A 16,252-nucleotide genomic window follows, 5' to 3' on the forward strand; every position below is an offset into this window, starting at 1 on the left:
ATTAAAGCGGCTGGGAATGCCCTAGTTGGAGGGTTGCCGCCGGTCGCCCGCCGAGGGGGCGCGGGTAGGCTCCGACCGGCCCGCGCCGATGGGGATCGGGCGAAAGCGAATGAGCGTGACACCCGATGCGATGGCCGAGACTTCGCAAGAAAGCGGCGCGCCCTGATGCGGGTAGATGGGCATGTTCCAGCCCGCACGGTTGCCCCGGCCCATGACGAATTCCGCAACATCGGGCCAGAGCGGATTGGCCGCCGACATTTCCTGCCAAACACGGATCGCATCGTTGATGGTGATTTCGGCAAAGCTTTTGTCCGGATCCTGTTTCCACCGGGCGCGATAGGCGGCGTTGCAGAAGGTTAGCACGCCGGAGGCGGAGAAGACGGCGAAACCGTCTTCAAGCCTGTCGAGCAGGCTTTGGCTCTGTTCAAGTTCGGCCCGGAAATTGCGGGTCAGGGTCACCTCGGCGGTGATGTCTTCGATCAGGAAAGCGGTGGCGCCATCGGGGTGGGGCCGGCCCCGGATGCTGTAGGTCTGGCCGTTCTCCAGCGACCAAGTCTCTTGATAGCGGCCATCGGTTGCGGCGGCGATAACTTCGGCGATTTCGTGACGCCAATTCTTGTAATCCTTCGGCTCCGGCATGCGGCGGCTTTCGCGCAATTGGTCAAAGAAAGAGACCATCGTAGGCCGGGCGCTGAGAAAGGGGGCAGGCAGGTCGGTCAGGTCTACCAGCGCGGGGTTGAACAGGGCCAATTGCCCGTTGCGGTCAAAGATCGCCAGTCCGATGGACAGATGCGCAAAGGTTTTGGCGAGGGTTTGGACAAAGTTGCGCTGCGCCTCTTCGGCGGCAACCACGGCGTTGATGCAGGTGGCGTGGTAGACCTGCACATTATCCTCGGTCGTGGTGGTGAGCGCGTACCAATCGGTCTTTTCCCCATCGCTACGGCGCAGACAGACGCGGTTGGGGTGATCGGGCGAGGGCGTGCTGAACAAGGCGGCGCCGCCGCAGTCCGGGTTTGGTTGGGCATTGCGTTTCAGGGCCCCGTAGGCCCGGTTGTGCCAGATGATATGCCCGCCCGCATCGGTCTGCCACGCGGGGTTTGGGCTGGTTTCGCAGGCGCGGCGCAGGGCGGCGAGTTTCTGAAAGGTTTCTTCCGTGATCTCTTCGGTCGCGCGCGTCTGGGGCAGGTGCAGCCAACAGAGCGCGTCGCGCCAAGTGATCCGCAGCTCCAACGGGCTGTCGCCATCCTCTGCCCTGAGGGTCAGATTGCCGGTGGCCCCATGCCGGGGCGTGCGGGGGAATTCGGGAAACCGCGACAGCAGCGCGTCGCGAATATCCTCCCACTGGTGGTAGCCGGGGGCGAGGGCAAAGCGGGTCAGCGCGTTGTCAGAGCCATGGACCAACTGCCCCTCTTCGAACAGCAGGCTCATGTCGTCGATGCCGGGGGGTGCCGCCGCCGGTCGGCCCGCAGCCGAGCCGAGCCACCAAAGAGCGGCCAGCGCGGTGACGAAGGCGGCGGCAAGCACGATGATGACATCCGGCAATGCCATGACGGAGAACCCTTTCGGCAAATGCGACGCCCTATTTTGAGCGCCAAAGGTTAACGGTGGGTTAACAAAAGCGCCGATCCCGCCCTCAGGCCGTCAGACGCTGGTTCTCGCCCATCACGCTGTCATCGGGGCCAAGGTCCAGCAGGCGGCGTGGCCAGACGACTTCGACCACAGCGCCGCTGCCAGCGGGGGGCAGCCCGCGCAGCCACTCGCTGTCTGATCCATTGGCAAAGCGCAGCCGCGCGCCGGAGCGTTCGAGGAAGGTTTTGGCAATGAACAGCCCCAGCCCCATGCCCTCGTATTCGGGCCGCGCCGTCTCGCTCGATGCACCCCCTCGGCGGCGCAAAAACGGATCGCCGATCCGGCCCAGATGCTGCGGGGGGAAGCCCGGTCCGTTGTCGATGATCCGCACCGAGATATCCTCGGCGGACCATTCGGTTTCGATCCAAACCGTGGTTTCGGCGAAATCCACGGCGTTCTGCACCAGATTGCGCAGCCCGTGGATGATCTCGGGCTTGCGCGGGATCGTCGGGGCGCGGGCCGGGTCTCGGGCCATCGGATTGTCGGAAAACATCACCGTCTTACCGCGCTCCAGATGCGGCTCGGCGGCCTCTTTCACCACGGCGGTCAGCTGCGCGCGCTGCATGTGCAGATCGTCTTTGCCGATGCGGCCCATGTCGCGCAGGATATCCCGGCAGCGGTCGGCCTGATCGCGGATCAGCGCGGCATCTTCGGCCAGATCGGGACGGTCTTCCAGATCGCCCAGCAGTTCGGTGCTGGCCAGTTTGATCGTGGCAAGGGGCGTTCCCAATTCATGCGCGGCGGCGGCGACGACGCCGCTGAGGTCAGAGAGTTTCTGCTCCCGTGCCAGCACCATCTGCGTGGCAGAGAGCGCGTCGGCCATGGAATGGACTTCGGTTGTGACGCGCCGCGAATAGGCGCTGGTAAAGACGATGGCGATCAGCAATGCCGCCCAATGGCCAAAGACGAAGATGCCGGGCTGGCGCAGCACGTCGCCCGATTGCGTCACCAGCGGCAGATGCCACAGCGCCAGCACCGAGGCCGCGATAATCGCCGTGCCGCCTAGAACCAGTGTCGAGCGCAGGCTGAGCGCGGTGGCCGAGATCGTCACCGGGGCCAGCAGCAGCAGTGCAAAGGGATTGTGCAGCCCGCCGGTCAGCGCCAAAAGTGCGGTCAGTTGCAGCAGGTCAAAGAGCACCATGGCGAGGTTCTCGCGCTCGGACAGGCGCTTGTTCTGCGGAAAGACGAAGGCCGCGACAAGGTTGCCCACCACCGAGGCCCCGATCGTCAGGTAACACAGGCCAAAGGCCAGTTGCAGTCCAAGCGCCCATTGCGCCACGGTGACGGCGGTCAACTGTCCGGCGATGGCGAACCAGCGCAGCAGGATCATCGTGCGCAGGCGGATCCAACTGGCGCGGGTGCGCCCATCGAGGGGCCGGATATTTGCCTGCGTCATCTTAGCCCCATCACTTTATTGCGTCTTGCATCACCTGCCATCTAGCGTAGGTCTGCGGCGAAACACGATCAAGACCGGCCAGCATGGCGGAGGACTGACATGAAACGAATGATTGCATTTGGTGCGGCTGGGGTTGCGGCGGTATTTCTGGCCGGGACGGCTTTCATGGTGCTGCGTGGCGAGGACGATCCCTATGCCTCTTGCCGGTCGAGCCAGGTGGCGGGCGGCGACATCGGTGGGCCGTTTGAATTGGTGAATGGGGCGGGCGAAACCGTGACCGATGCCGATGTCATCAAAGAACCAGCCTTGCTTTATTTCGGCTATACCTCCTGCCCCGATGTCTGCCCGCTGGACGTGGACCGCAACGCGGCGGCGACAGAGATTCTTGAGGAGCGCGGCCAGAGCATCACGCCGGTTTTCATCACCGTCGACCCTGTGCGCGACACGCCCGAAGTGGTCGGTGATTTCGCCGAGGTGATGCACCCGCGCATGGTCGGGCTGACGGGCTCGCCCGAGCAGGTCAAAGCCGCCAGCCAAGCCTACCGCACCTACTACAAGGCCCACCCGGCGGATGAGAATGGTGAATACCTCGTCGATCACTCGACCTTCAGCTATCTGGTCATGCCCGAGGAAGGCGTAGTCGACTTTTTCCGCCGTGAAGTACGCCCCGAGCAGATGGCCGACAGCATCGGTTGTTTTCTGGATCGACGCTGAAATTGACCCGCCGCCTTGGCCGCCCCATATTAGCCTTTGAGAGGGGATGTTGATGCAGGATATTTCTGACTTGGGCCCGGACCGCAGTTTGCTTTTGGTCGATGACGATGAGCCGTTTCTGCGCCGTTTGGCCAAGGCGATGGAGAAACGCGGTTTTGAGGTGGAAACCGCAGGCTCTGTCGCGGCGGGCAAGGCCATCGCCACCGCGCGCCCCCCGGCCTTTGCCGTGGTCGATCTGCGGCTTCAGGATGGCAACGGGCTCGACGTGGTCGAAGTGCTGCGGGACAAACGCGCGGATGCGCGGGTGGTCGTGCTGACGGGCTATGGTGCGATTGCCACGGCGGTGGCGGCGGTGAAATCCGGGGCGACGGATTACCTGTCGAAACCCGCCGACGCCAATGACATCGTCAACGCGCTTTTGGCGACCGGAGGGGACTTGCCCGAACCACCGGAAAACCCGATGAGCGCGGATCGCGTGCGGTGGGAGCATATCCAACGGGTCTATGAACTGTGTGACCGCAACGTCTCGGAAACGGCCCGGCGGTTGAACATGCACCGACGCACCCTGCAGCGTATCCTCGCTAAGCGCTCTCCGCGCTAAAGCTCGAACCGTTTCCAGATTTTATCGACGCGGGTGCCATCGGCCAATGTGCAATCGGGCAGCCGTCTGAAATCCTCGAACCCGCGGCTTTGGTAATAGGCCAGCCCGCCCTGATTGTCGGCGCGGATGATGGCGTGGATATGGGCATAGCCCAGTTCCCGTGCCGCCTGTTTGGTCCGGTCGAACAGGGCCGAGCCGATGCCGAACCCCTTCTCTCCCAACCGCACGAAAGTTGCGACATCCACACCGCCTTCGGGCAGGTCGGGGTGGGGTTCGATGTATTGAAAGCCTTTCAGCACGCCCTGCTCGTCCTCCGCCAGATGCCACGCGCTGTCGGGCGCGGCCATCCAGCCTTGCAACTCGCGCGGGGTGACGGGGCTGACTATGGCGGTGGTCCCGCCCTTGGCGATGATCGCGTTCAGCAATTCGGTCAAGGCGCGGGTATCGAGCGCCCCGGCGCGGCGGATGTGGATCACGCCATGTCGCGCAGCAGCGCCGCGTGGCGTTCGGTGAACTCGGCCCGCACCTCGACCGGCGGGCGCAGCAGGATGCTCAGCCCCTCCATCAGTGCCGTATCGGGGCGGCCAAAGAAACGGGTCGCCTCGGTCTCGGAGAAGCCGGCGATCTGGCTGGCCTCCATCCAAGCGCTGACGCGATCCGCCTTCTTGATCTGCTGCTTCACCCGCACCGGCAGGCTGGCGGGAAGGCCGAAACGGAGGTGCACAGCAGTGGTCAACCGCTCATCCAAAGCGCGATAATCCGGCCCCACGGCGGTTTTCACAGGCGAGATCATGTCGCCGATCACATATTCCGGCGCATCATGCAACAAGGCGGCCAAGCGCCATTTCGCAGGCGCGCGGGGGGCGATGCGGGCAAAAATCGTCTCGACCAAAAGCGAATGTTCGGCCACCGAGTAGGCATAGTCACCCCGCGTCTGACCGTTCCAGCGCGCGACAAAGGCCAGACCATGGGCGATATCTTCGATCTCAATATCGACCGGGGTGGGGTCCAGCAGATCGAGCCGTCGACCTGACAGCATCCTTTGCCATGCGCGTGGTTTCTGCGCCATCAGCGGTGGTCCTTACCTCGTGAGCCTTGGGAACAAATCCCTGTCAAACCTGTTCATCCCACGAAGGAGATGATCATGAAACCCGTTTTTTCCGGTACGATAGTTGCAATTACCTTGGCCACCCTCGCCGGTGCCGCACAGGCAGAAGAAGTCTGCATGCCCGCCAAGGAAATGAAGTCCGCCCTGATTGATTGGTACGGCGAGGAGCCTGTGCCGGGTCAGCGTGAGGACAACAGCCAGCTTTGGGCATCGGATCAATCGGGGACATGGACCTTGGTCAAGACATTGGCCGACGGCAACGCCTGCGTGCTGGCCCAAGGTGACGATTGGATGGCGGGCCTGTCGGGTGATAAGCAACTGGCCGCTCTTCAAGAGTGATCCGGCGCGGCCTTTCCCCATTCACATTGAGAATTCGCGGCGAAGGTGCTAACCGCCCTGCAACACTTCAAACAGGAGCGCCGCATGGCCCACGACTATATTGTTAAAGATATCAATCTGGCGGCCTACGGGCGTAAAGAGCTGGACATCGCCGAGACCGAGATGCCGGGCCTGATGGCGCTGCGCGAGGAATATGGTGACAGCAAACCGCTGAAGGGCGCGCGGATCGTCGGCTCATTGCACATGACCATCCAGACCGCCGTTTTGATCGAAACATTGGTGGCCCTTGGTGCAGATGTACGTTGGGCGTCTTGCAATATCTTCTCGACCCAAGATCACGCGGCGGCGGCCATCGCCAAAGCGGGCGTGCCGGTCTTTGCCATTAAAGGCCAGTCGCTGGTTGAGCATTGGGATTACCTTGACAAATCCTTCATGTTCCCCGAAGGCCCGAACCTGATCCTCGACGATGGCGGCGACGCGACGCTCTATATTCTGCTGGGTGCGCGGGTGGAAAATGGCGAAGACGCGCTGATCGCCGTGCCGAAGTCCGAAGAGGAAGAGGCGATCTTTGCCCAGATCAAAAAGCGCATGGCCGAAAGCCCCGGCTGGTTCACCAAAATGCGCGACCAGATCAAAGGCGTCTCCGAGGAGACCACGACCGGCGTTCACCGTCTCTATGACCTCGTGAAACAGGGCCAACTGCCCTTCCCCGCGATCAACGTGAACGACTCTGTGACCAAGTCGAAGTTCGACAACAAGTATGGCTGCAAGGAAAGCCTCGTCGACGGTATCCGCCGCGCCACCGATACAATGATGGCGGGCAAGGTCGCTGTCGTCATGGGCTATGGCGACGTGGGCAAAGGCTCCGCCGCGTCTCTGCGCGGTGCGGGTGCCCGCGTGAAAGTCACCGAAGTCGACCCGATCTGCGCGTTGCAAGCCGCGATGGACGGTTTCGAGGTGGTGCTATTGGAAGACGTGGTCGCGACCGCCGATATCTTCATCACCACCACCGGCAACAAAGACGTGATCCGTATCGAGCATATGCGCGAGATGAAGGACATGGCCATCGTGGGCAACATCGGCCACTTCGACAACGAAATCCAAGTTGCCGCGCTGAAGAACCACAAGTGGACCAACATCAAAGAGCAGGTGGACATGATCGAGATGCCGAATGGCAATCGTCTGATCCTGCTTTCGGAGGGCCGTCTGCTGAACCTCGGCAATGCCACCGGGCACCCGTCTTTCGTGATGTCCGCCTCCTTCACCAACCAAGTTCTGGCGCAGATCGAGCTGTGGGAAAACACCGACAGATACGAGAATGACGTCTATATCCTGCCCAAACATCTGGATGAGAAAGTCGCCCGTCTGCACCTCGATCGGATTGGTGTGAAACTGTCGAAGCTGAACCCGGAGCAGGCTGCCTATATCGGTGTGACGCCCGAAGGGCCGTTCAAGCCCGAGCATTACCGCTACTAAACGGGAAGAGTTCTCTCTTTCAGCAGATTTCTACGCCGTCCCGCAGTCACCGGGGCGGCGTTTTTATTTCAAGTGACTGCGATATATAGGAATATTTTCTCAATCGGCGGATTCAAGCACATATCTGCCAGCGGCGGATGGCGGGCGGAACATAGTCAATCGGGCGGTGTTTCATCCCCAGACCATTGAAAAGGAGTATCGAAGATGAAACGTACATTCCTGAAGTCCACCGTCGCCGCCCTCGCTCTGACCGCGGGCACCGCATTTGCTCAGACCGCCGATACCGAAGCCGGTGCTGCTGCGGAAGCCGAGGCCACAATCTCAAGCGAGAGCGCTACAAACACGGCCAACGATCTGACCGCCACTGTAGAGCAGCAGGCGAAGAAGACCGCCGAAATGTCGCGCGAGAATTCCGACGACTATGAAGGAACCAACGACGCTAACGCCACCGATGAGGTTCTGACCGCGCCGACACAGGGCGCAGAGTTCGAAGGTGAGACCGAAGTCGACAACGAAGCGGAGCTGACCGCCGAGACCGATGGCGCAACGCCAACGACTGAAGCCGAAGCGGATCTGGCCGGGAACGCCGATTCAGAGTCGAATTCGACCCTGAGCACCGACACCAGCGGCACAGCCATGACGGAAACAGACACCGATGTGGCAGCCGATGAAGACACTGATATCGACAGCGAGATGACTGCCGAAATCGAAAGCGAGTCCGAGACTGAACTCGACGAAAACGTCGCTTCCGACACCGAAGCGAACATGGAAACCGACGTAACCCGGACAGACACCGGCATGAGCAACGCATTCTCCGGCATGGTGGTTGGTGATCTGATCGGCCTGACCGTGGTCGAAGCGGATGGCGACACCATCGGTGATGTCGACTATGTCATCAAGACTGACGAAGGCTATGCCGCAGTGGTTGGCGTGGGCGGCTTCCTCGGCTTGGGCGAACACACCGTCGCCGTGCCGCTTGAGCAAATCTCAATGGCCGCCGAGAACGACCTGAAGCTGAGCTCTTGGACCAAAGCCGAGTTGGAAGCCCAGCCGGAAGTTGATGAAGATACAATCGAAGGTCTGGAAGACGACGTTCGTCTTGACGACGCTTCTTAAGCGACAGCCGATATCCTGACCAAGAGGCGCCCCATTCGGGCGCCTCTTTTTCTGGCGGCCACGGCGACAGCCCCGCCGCGCTCGAAATAAATCTTTTGCAATACAGGGATATCGCCTTAGGCTCCGGTCTCAGGAACCCCTGAAGGGCCGAAGACACTATTGGGAGAGATTTTATGGGCAAGCGTGACGAATGGATCGCCAAATACGCAGAAGAGCTGAAGAACAAATGCGGCATGGAGCCGGATATGGACCTTTTGACCAAGGTGACCATCGGCTGCGGTCCCTCGATCTATAACGCCGACGCGCAGACGGTGTCTTCCAGCGATACGGCTGAATTGAATACCGTGAAGGACAATTTCCTGATCAAGAAGCTTGGCCTGCCGGATGATGAGCATCTTATGGGCGGCATTCAAAAGGTGATCGAGACCTATGGCCGGTCCGAGCGGAACAAGTACCGCGCGGTGGTCTATTACATGCTGGTCAAACACTTCGGCAAAGAGCCTGTCTACGGCTAAGCAAGCCCTAAGAAGCTTATCAAATCCTTACGCTGGACGCGCGCTTGGTTAAGCGCGCGTTTCGTTTTTGCGCGGGCTTTGACAGAGTAGAAAGTTGAGTAAATCACTGTTTTTTGCTATCACGCTTATATCGGCGAAAATGGCCGTGAGCGTTACGAACATGTGTGGTGGTTATGGGAGCACATGGGGTGAGAAGGGTTCTGGCGGGGTGCCGGAACCCTTTTTCGTAAACGCCGATGCGCTGTTAATGTCAGGGCGCGGTCTTGCCCAAGGCGCAGATATGCTGCCATTCCGCGTCAGTGACAGGTTGCACGGATAGGCGCGAATTTTTCACCAGAACCATGTCCTCCAGCCGTGGGTCCGCTTTGATATTATCCAAACTGACCGGTTGGGCGAAGGACCGCACCGCTTTGATGTCCACACATTCCCACCGTGGGTCATCGGTGCTGCTGTCGGAGTGAGCCTCGGCGCAGACTTCCACGATGCCGACGATCTCACGGTCCTTTTGCGAGTGGTAAAAGAACCCGAGGTCACCAATCTTCATCTCACGCATGAAATTGCGCGCCTGATAGTTGCGCACCCCGTCCCATTCTTCACCCGCATCGCCTTTGGCCATCTGGTCGGCCCAGCTCCAAGTTGCGGGTTCGGATTTGAACAACCAATAGGCCATCAGCCGATCACCCGGTTCCAGTGGGTCAGGGTCACGCTTTGGAACAGGCCGGCCTTGGCATAGGGGTCATTCGCGGCCCAATATTCGGCTGCGGCCATATCGGGCACGTCCAGAATGATGAGCGAACCGATCATGCCGCCTTCGGCGTCCAAAAGCGGGCCAGCTTGGGCCACGGCATCGCTGGACTTCAGATAGGCCAGATGGTCGGGCCGGTTTTCCTGACGGATTGGCAGGCCATCGGCTTTGTCATGGGCGATCAGGGCAACAAACATATCATTCTTCCTTTAGGGGGCGGGTCAGCAGAGACTTCATGGCACCAGCCACATCTAGCTGGTTGTCGAGCAATCCGGCAACCGCGCGGGTGATCGGCATATCAAGCGCTGCTTCGCGCGCCAGTGCATCGACGGCGCGGGCGGTCGCGGCCCCTTCGACCGTGGTCGACGGGTCAAAGGGGGTGCCTTGCCCCAGCGATTGCCCCAAACGGTAGTTGCGCGATTGCTCGGAGGTGCAGGTCAGCGTCAGATCGCCAAAGCCGGAGAGCCCGGCCAGCGTCGTCGGCTCGGCCTTCAGATGGGCGGCGAGGCGCTGCATTTCGGCGTATCCGCGGGTCATCAACGCGGCGCGGGCGCTTTCGCCCAGACCCGCCCCAATCGCGGCCCCGCTGGCAATGGCGACAACATTTTTCAGCGCCCCGCCCAGTTCCGCGCCGGTGGTATCCGTGGTGCGGTAGAGGCGCAGGTTCGCCGTGGTGAGTTCCGCCTGCAGCTGTTCGCCCGCCGCAGGGTCAGCACAGGCCAGGGTCAGCGCGGTGGGCAGACCCCGTGCGATATCGGCGGCAAAGCTCGGCCCCGTCAGGATCGCGGCGGTGGCCTCGGGAAGGGTCTCTTCGATCACGCTGACCGGCCCCACGCCGGTGCTGAGTTCGATGCCTTTGCAGCAGGCGACCAAATGTTTCCCGTGAAGCGCGGCGCGATGTTCCTCCAAAACGCTGCGCAGTTTCTGCATCGGTACGGCCAGTAAAAGGATCTCGGCCTCAGCGGCTTGGGCAAGGCTTTCGGTCACGCTGAGCGTCTCGGGGAAAGGGCAGCCGGGCAGGCGTTTGGCGTTCTCGCGCCGTGCGGCCATGTCCCCCGCGTCACGCGCCCAGAGCGTCACCGGCCCTTTGCCGGCAAGCGATATGGCCAGCGCCGTGCCGAATGCCCCTGCGCCGAGGATGGAGATGCTCATGCCTTGGCCCCCTTCTTGCCACTGCCCAGCATCGACGGGCGCGCGGTGTCCAGCGGCCAGCGGGGGCGTGCGGCAAGGGTCAGGTCATCGGCCTCCCGCAGGGCGGCCTGCTCTCCGGCCGCGAAGGCGATCATCGCGGCGTTGTCGGTGCAAAGCGCCAAGGGTGGCGCCACAAAGGTGGCCTCTTGCGCTGCCGCAACTGTCTCTAACGCAGCGCGGATGGACTTGTTCGCCGCCACGCCCCCCGCCACGCAAAGGCTCCGCGCACCCTCTGCCGGATACTCCGCAAAGGCGCGGCGCGTTTTATGGGCCAGCACATCGACCACGGCGGCTTGGAACCCTGCCGCGAGGTCCGCTTGATCCTGTCGCGTCAGCCCGCCACGTTCCGCGACGCATTTGTCACGGGCGCGCAGCACGGCGGTTTTCAAACCCGAGAAGGACATGTCGCAGCCGTCGCGATCCAGCAGGGGGCGCGGCAGGGCAAAGCGCGTCGCATCGCCCTTTTTGGCGCATTCTTCGATCGACGGCCCGCCCGGCTGGGGCAGGCCCAACAGCCGCGCAACCTTGTCAAATGCCTCTCCCGGGGCATCGTCGATGGTACCGCCGAGACGGTCGAAGCTTTCGGGCCCGCGCACCAGTAGAAACTGACAATGCCCGCCCGAGACCAGCAACATCAGATAGGGATAGGGCACGTTATCGGTGAGCCGCGGGGTCAGCGCGTGTCCCGCGAGGTGGTTCACCCCGTAAAGCGGCTTGCCCGTCGCCGCCGAGAGCCCCTTGGCGCACATCACGCCCGACACCACGCCGCCGATCAGCCCCGGTCCGGCGGTCACTGCGATGGCGTCGATCTGCGGCAGGCCGATCCCGGCCTCGGCCAAGGCATCCTCGACACAATGGTCCAATTTCTCGGCATGGGCGCGGGCGGCGATTTCGGGGACGACGCCGCCAAAGTCGGCGTGCAACTCGGTCTGGCCCGCCACGACCGAGGCCAGCACCTTGCCGCGCCCGTCTTCCTCCATGCGCACCACGGCGGCGGCGGTATCGTCGCAACTGCTTTCCAAACCAAGGATCAAGCGGGTCTGAGACTGGGTAGAGGGCATGGGGGCTTTCCGTTGCAAGGCACCTGTACCGCAGGTAACACCGCTAACACGCGCAAACAATGCCGGAGCCTTGCGATGCCGCAGCCAAGATTGCTTCTGACACGTCCCCAGCCCGGTGCCGCGCAGTTTTTGGATCGGCTTTCGCCCGCGCTGCGCGACGGGGCCGTGATCTCTCCGCTGATCGAGATTACCGCGACGGATGCCCCTGTTGATCTTTCACCCTATGCCGGGGTGATCTTTACCTCGGCCAATGCCGTGGCCCATGCGCCGCCGGGGGACGGGCGGCCCGCCTATTGCGTCGGCCCGCAGACCACGGCAGCGGCGGCCAAAGCGGGCTGGCAGGCGCAGATGGTCGGGCTGGATGCCGAGGCGCTGATCGCGACCCTGTCGAAGCGCGCCCAGATCGGCCCGCTCTTGCACCTTGCCGGGCGGCACCGGCGGGCAGATATTGCCGGAATTTTAAGCGCTTCGGGTCAAAGGGTGGAAACCGCCACGGTCTATGACCAAACCCTTCTGCCGCTCTCTACCGCCGCGCAGACCCTTCTAAGCGGCCCGGACCCCGTTATCGTGCCGCTGTTTTCCCCGCGCAGCGCGCAGCATTTCGCGCGCGAGGCCGCTTCGATGGAACGGGTCATCGCCCTGTCGATCAGCCGCGCCGCGGCGCAGGCGCTTGAAGCTCTGCCGCTCTATGCGCATGATGTCGCCGCAGAGCCCACCGGCGAAGCCATGGCAGAGGCCGTTGAAAAACTTTTCCGCTGCACCACCTTGCCTTGAGGGGCATAGGTATGCCGGGTAAGCTCGCCGTTGCGAGTGAATGACAGGTTCAGAATCGAAAGGCGTGAGGCGTGGCAAAACCCAAAAAGACGGTCAGCAAAAGCGAAGCGGACAAGACCACAGCCGATCAAACGCCTCCTGCGGCGGAAAAGGCGACAACGGCGGGCAACGCCGAGGCCCAGAAACCTATCCAAAGCGATGGAAAAGCTACGGAGCCGGCAAAGCCCGACGCGCCCAAGACCGAGGGTGCCAAGCCCGGCGCGGCGAAAACCGAAACGGTCAAGGCCGACTTGTCGAAGACATCCAGCACCACGCCTACAACGGACAAGCCCACGCCTGCGGCCAAGCCGGACGACAAAGCCCCGGCGAAGGCCGAGAGCACTACACCGGCTAAAGATAAGCCCGAGAGCGCTACATCGGCCAAAGAGACGAAGCCCCAGACGGCTTCGCCCAAGGACGATCCCAAGACAAGCGCCACCAGCGCTGCACCTAAGGACAAACCGGCCGCTGATCCCGCGCCCTCGCGCGCCTCGGCGGCTGCGTCCAAGCCGAGCGTTAGCTCCTCCAGACCCGCGCCGGAAAAGACCGAAAAGTCAAGCGCCGCCACGTCCAAGCCGACGCCACCGCCCGCCTCGACCCCGGCGCCTGAGCCCGCCCCGAAAGAGCGCAAGCGCCCTGTGTTCTTTCCCATGCTGCTGGGCGGTGCCATCGCTGCGGGGCTCGGCTTTGCCGCATCTGAATATGACGTATTGGGCACCCGCGCACAAAGCGCGGCGGAATTGCAAAGCGCGATGGAAGCGCAGCAGGCCCGCATCGCGGAACTGGAAGCCCGGGTCGCAGCGCCTGCCACCCTGCCCGAAAGCCTGCCGCAGGTCGACGCACTGCGCGAAGAACTGACAGCCAGCCGCGAGACACTCTCGGCGCTGCAAAGCCAATTGGCCGAGATCGACGCCCGCCTCACCACGGTCGAAAAGCAGCCCGCCACGGGCGGGAACAATCAAGTTGCAGTCGCGGCCTTTGAGCGTGAGATGGAAGCCCTGCGTGCCTCTGTCGCCGAACAGCGCAGTGAGATCGAGAGCCTGCTGGAAAACGCACAAACCGCTGAAGAGGCTACCGCCGCCGCCGCGGAAGCGGCCCGTGCCCAGACCGCGATGACCCAGATGAACGCTGCAATCAGCGCCGGTCGCCCCTTCGAAGCGCCGTTGGCCGAGTTGCAGCAGGCTGGGGTCGACGACATACCCGAAACCCTGCGTGAAAGCGCCGCGGGCGGAGTTGTCACCCTCGCCAATCTCCAAGCGCGCTATCCCGATGCCGCGCGGCAGGCGCTGGCCACCGCCCGTGCCGCCGTGCCGGAAGAGGGCGAAGGCGGCTTTGGCAGTTTCTTGAAACGTCAACTCGGTGCCCGCTCGGTCGCGCCGCGCGAGGGGACGGATGCCGATGCTGTCCTGTCTCGTGCCGAAGCGGCGGTGCGCGATGGCCGCTTGACCGATGCGTTGGCCGAGATCGACACGCTGCCGGCCCCCGCGCAGGACGCGATGGCGGAATGGCTGGCCGATGCCCGCGCGCGTCAGGCGGCTGAAACCGCCGCCAATGAACTCTCCCAACGCCTGACGGCCAACTGAGGAACGAAAAATGCTCTGGTCTCTTATTAAAATCGTTCTTTTCGTCGTGCTGGTCGCCGCTCTGGCTTGGGGCGCGGGTTTCCTGTTGGAAAGCGAAGGCGGCATTCAACTGACCGTGGCGGGCACGGAATATACCCTAGGGCCGCTGCAATCGGTGATCGCCGTTTTGCTGCTGATGCTGGCGGTTTGGGTGTTGCTCAAGATCGTGTCGCTGCTTTCGGCGGTCTGGCATTTCCTGAATGGCGATGAGACGGCGCTGTCGCGCTACTTTGACCGCAACCGCGAGCGTAAGGGCTATGAGGCGCTGTCGGACGGGTTGATGGCGCTGGCCAGCGGCGAGGGTCAGGTCGCGATGGCCAAGGCCGCCAAGGCGGACCGCTATCTCAAACGCCCGGCACTGACCAATCTGCTGACCGCGCAGGCGGCGGAGCTGGCGGGGGACCGTCGCAAGGCTGAGCGGACCTATCGCAAGCTGGTCGAAGACGAAAAGACCCGGTTTGTCGGCGTGCGCGGCATCATGAAGCAGAAGCTGGCCGACGGAGATACCGAAACGGCGCTGAAACTGGCCGAAAAGGCTTTTGCCCTGAAGCCCAAACATGAGGAAACTGGCGATACCCTGCTGAAGTTGCAGGCCGAGAAACATGATTGGGTCGGGGCGCGCAGCACCCTGCAGGCCAAGTATAAAAACGGCCATCTGCCGCGCGATGTGCACAAACGCCGCGACGCGGTTCTGGCACTCTCCGAGGCGCGCGAGGTGATCGACGAGGGTAACAGTGTCGAGGCCCGCGAGGCCGCGATCGAGGCCAACCGCCTGTCGCCCGATCTGGTGCCCGCCGCCGTGATGGCCGCGCGCAGCTATATCGCGCAGGACAAGCCCCGCAATGCTTCCAAAGTGCTGCAAAAGGCTTGGAGCGTGCAGCCGCACCCCGATCTTGCCGCCGCCTTTGCCGAAATTCAGCCGGATGAGACACCGCCCCAGCGGATCAAACGGTTCCGCGCGCTGACCAAATCTCAGCCCGACCATCCCGAGACGAAAATGCTGCTGGCCGAACTGCACATCGCCAACGAAGACTTCCCCGAAGCGCGCCGGGCGCTTGGCAATTTGGTTGAGACCGATCCCTCGGCCCGGTCCGTGACCCTGATGGCGGCGATCGAGCGGGGCGAGGGCGCGCCGGACACCGTGGTCAAAGGCTGGCTGACACGCGCGCTGAACGTCTCGCGCGGGCCGCAGTGGATTTGTGAGAACTGCCATCACATCCATGCCGAATGGGTGCCGATCTGCGAGAACTGCAAGAGCTTCGACACGCTGGAATGGAAGACACCGCCGCTGTCGGAAGTGGCCATGCCGAGCGGTGTTCAGATGCTGCCGCTGATCGTCGGCGCGCCGGAAACGACCCCGACGGAAGGGGCGCTGACCACGCGGACGGAGGATATCGAAGACGCGGAACTGGTGACCGAGGCGGAGAAGCCGACCGATCCCGAGACGCCCAGGAAAGCCCCGGACCCTACAGCTTGATGTCGTAGGTGACCCAATTGGTCCGGGTGGCCAGCCTGTCATAAACACCACGGCCGCGGTAGTTATCCTCGGCCGTGATCCAGCGGACGAGGCTCCAGCCGCGTTTCTGGGCGATCTTCTTGACCTCGGCGATCAGCGCGTCGGCAGCGCCGCTGCCACGGGCTTCGGGGGCCACGAAAAGATCGTCGAGGAAACAACCCGTCGCCGCCGCCAAGGGGCGGGCGAAATGCCGGAAATGGGTCAGTCCGATCACCCGTCCTTCGGCATCTTCGCAGACCAGCCCTTCGACTTCGGTCAGCGGATCATGCAGCCAAGACCAGACCCGCGCGCGCATCTCGGGGGTCTGCTCGACCTTATAGAATTCGGCATAGCCTTGATAAAGCCGCTCCCAATCGGCGCGGTCATGGTCTCTCACGGTTCGGATGGTAAGGTCGGACATGGCGGGGCTC

At 62.7% G+C, this 16,252-nt stretch carries 19 protein-coding genes; 9 read left to right on the forward strand and 10 right to left on the reverse strand.

The window, feature by feature from the left end; all coding sequences use genetic code 11:
• Positions 1 to 21: 21 nt before the first annotated feature.
• Complete coding sequence (locus ACGYLC_RS02025) at positions 22 to 1,548, reverse strand: PAS-domain containing protein (protein WP_394421383.1); 1,527 nt, start codon at positions 1,546 to 1,548, stop codon at positions 22 to 24.
• A gap of 85 nt (positions 1,549 to 1,633) precedes the next feature.
• Positions 1,634 to 3,025 (reverse strand): sensor histidine kinase RegB, encoded by a 1,392-nt coding sequence (gene regB, locus ACGYLC_RS02030; RefSeq protein WP_394421385.1) that lies wholly within the window; start codon positions 3,023 to 3,025, stop codon positions 1,634 to 1,636.
• A 99-nt stretch (positions 3,026 to 3,124) separates the two neighbouring features.
• Here regB and ACGYLC_RS02035 point away from each other — a divergent pair, with 99 nt between their 5' ends.
• Both ACGYLC_RS02035 and ACGYLC_RS02040 read left to right on the forward strand, forming a co-directional pair.
• Positions 3,125 to 3,739 carry an SCO family protein gene (locus ACGYLC_RS02035; protein ID WP_394421387.1) on the forward strand — a complete coding sequence of 205 codons (615 nt, stop codon included), beginning with the start codon at positions 3,125 to 3,127 and terminating at the stop codon, positions 3,737 to 3,739.
• Between the two features lie 46 nt (positions 3,740 to 3,785).
• Positions 3,786 to 4,340 (forward strand): ActR/PrrA/RegA family redox response regulator transcription factor, encoded by a 555-nt coding sequence (locus ACGYLC_RS02040; protein ID WP_394421389.1) that lies wholly within the window; start codon positions 3,786 to 3,788, stop codon positions 4,338 to 4,340.
• Here the strand turns inward: ACGYLC_RS02040 and ACGYLC_RS02045 are convergent.
• Positions 4,337 to 4,816 (reverse strand): GNAT family N-acetyltransferase, encoded by a 480-nt coding sequence (locus tag ACGYLC_RS02045; RefSeq protein WP_394421390.1) that lies wholly within the window; start codon positions 4,814 to 4,816, stop codon positions 4,337 to 4,339. The genes ACGYLC_RS02040 and ACGYLC_RS02045 overlap by 4 nt on opposite strands.
• Positions 4,813 to 5,409, reverse strand: a complete 597-nt coding sequence (locus tag ACGYLC_RS02050; protein ID WP_394398282.1) for an HD domain-containing protein — start codon at positions 5,407 to 5,409, stop codon at positions 4,813 to 4,815. Before ACGYLC_RS02050 ends, ACGYLC_RS02045 begins: the two co-directional genes overlap by 4 nt.
• Positions 5,410 to 5,484: 75 nt before the next feature.
• On the opposite strand from ACGYLC_RS02050, the gene ACGYLC_RS02055 reads away from it, so the two are divergent.
• From ACGYLC_RS02055 to ACGYLC_RS02070, 4 genes are all read left to right on the forward strand, one after another.
• Positions 5,485 to 5,787, forward strand: coding sequence for an S-adenosyl-L-homocysteine hydrolase (locus ACGYLC_RS02055; protein ID WP_394421392.1), 303 nt, complete (start codon positions 5,485 to 5,487; stop codon positions 5,785 to 5,787).
• Between the two features lie 84 nt (positions 5,788 to 5,871).
• Positions 5,872 to 7,263, forward strand: coding sequence for an adenosylhomocysteinase (gene ahcY, locus ACGYLC_RS02060; RefSeq protein ID WP_394421394.1), 1,392 nt, complete (start codon positions 5,872 to 5,874; stop codon positions 7,261 to 7,263).
• 204 nt (positions 7,264 to 7,467) lie between these two features.
• Positions 7,468 to 8,379: a PRC-barrel domain-containing protein gene (locus ACGYLC_RS02065; protein ID WP_394421395.1), complete on the forward strand. Its 912-nt coding sequence runs from the start codon at positions 7,468 to 7,470 to the stop codon at positions 8,377 to 8,379.
• Between the two features lie 173 nt (positions 8,380 to 8,552).
• A complete protein-coding gene (locus ACGYLC_RS02070) occupies positions 8,553 to 8,894 on the forward strand; it encodes a DUF2853 family protein (RefSeq protein WP_394421397.1) in 342 nt (113 codons plus the stop codon).
• 250 nt (positions 8,895 to 9,144) lie between these two features.
• On the opposite strand, the gene ACGYLC_RS02075 is transcribed toward ACGYLC_RS02070, so the two are convergent.
• Genes ACGYLC_RS02075 through tsaD form a run of 4 tightly spaced genes read right to left on the reverse strand, consistent with a single transcriptional unit; the run spans position 9,145 to position 11,891 of the window.
• Positions 9,145 to 9,564 carry an EVE domain-containing protein gene (locus ACGYLC_RS02075; RefSeq protein ID WP_394421398.1) on the reverse strand — a complete coding sequence of 140 codons (420 nt, stop codon included), beginning with the start codon at positions 9,562 to 9,564 and terminating at the stop codon, positions 9,145 to 9,147.
• Positions 9,564 to 9,836, reverse strand: a complete 273-nt coding sequence (locus ACGYLC_RS02080) for a YciI family protein (RefSeq protein WP_394421399.1) — start codon at positions 9,834 to 9,836, stop codon at positions 9,564 to 9,566. Before ACGYLC_RS02080 ends, ACGYLC_RS02075 begins: the two co-directional genes overlap by 1 nt.
• A gap of 1 nt (position 9,837) precedes the next feature.
• Positions 9,838 to 10,791 carry an NAD(P)H-dependent glycerol-3-phosphate dehydrogenase gene (locus tag ACGYLC_RS02085; RefSeq protein WP_394421401.1) on the reverse strand — a complete coding sequence of 318 codons (954 nt, stop codon included), beginning with the start codon at positions 10,789 to 10,791 and terminating at the stop codon, positions 9,838 to 9,840.
• Entirely contained in the window at positions 10,788 to 11,891 is a 1,104-nt protein-coding gene (gene tsaD, locus ACGYLC_RS02090) for a tRNA (adenosine(37)-N6)-threonylcarbamoyltransferase complex transferase subunit TsaD (RefSeq protein ID WP_394421402.1), read from the reverse strand. The genes ACGYLC_RS02085 and tsaD overlap by 4 nt, the downstream gene beginning before the upstream one ends.
• A 75-nt stretch (positions 11,892 to 11,966) precedes the next feature.
• On the opposite strand from tsaD, the gene ACGYLC_RS02095 reads away from it, so the two are divergent.
• Positions 11,967 to 12,665 (forward strand): uroporphyrinogen-III synthase, encoded by a 699-nt coding sequence (locus tag ACGYLC_RS02095; RefSeq protein WP_394421403.1) that lies wholly within the window; start codon positions 11,967 to 11,969, stop codon positions 12,663 to 12,665.
• 127 nt (positions 12,666 to 12,792) lie between these two features.
• Here ACGYLC_RS02095 and ACGYLC_RS02100 read toward each other — a convergent pair whose 3' ends face one another.
• The gene (locus tag ACGYLC_RS02100; protein WP_394421405.1) at positions 12,793 to 13,356 is read right to left on the reverse strand and encodes a hypothetical protein; all 564 of its coding nucleotides are present in this window, start codon (positions 13,354 to 13,356) and stop codon (positions 12,793 to 12,795) included.
• Here ACGYLC_RS02100 and ACGYLC_RS02105 point away from each other — a divergent pair.
• On the forward strand, positions 13,343 to 14,287 hold the full coding sequence (locus ACGYLC_RS02105) for a COG4223 family protein (RefSeq protein ID WP_394421406.1): 945 nt from the start codon (positions 13,343 to 13,345) through the stop codon (positions 14,285 to 14,287). The two genes, ACGYLC_RS02100 and ACGYLC_RS02105, sit on opposite strands and share 14 nt — an antisense overlap.
• Positions 14,288 to 14,297: 10 nt before the next feature.
• The gene (locus tag ACGYLC_RS02110) at positions 14,298 to 15,803 is read left to right on the forward strand and encodes a heme biosynthesis protein HemY (RefSeq protein WP_394421408.1); all 1,506 of its coding nucleotides are present in this window, start codon (positions 14,298 to 14,300) and stop codon (positions 15,801 to 15,803) included.
• Here ACGYLC_RS02110 and ACGYLC_RS02115 read toward each other — a convergent pair.
• Positions 15,793 to 16,242 carry a GNAT family N-acetyltransferase gene (locus ACGYLC_RS02115; protein ID WP_394421409.1) on the reverse strand — a complete coding sequence of 150 codons (450 nt, stop codon included), beginning with the start codon at positions 16,240 to 16,242 and terminating at the stop codon, positions 15,793 to 15,795. The genes ACGYLC_RS02110 and ACGYLC_RS02115 overlap by 11 nt on opposite strands.
• Positions 16,243 to 16,252: the final 10 nt, after the last annotated feature.

This window comes from Sulfitobacter sp. 1A12157 (assembly GCF_043557345.1).
Taxonomy (GTDB): Bacteria; Pseudomonadota; Alphaproteobacteria; order Rhodobacterales; family Rhodobacteraceae; genus Sulfitobacter.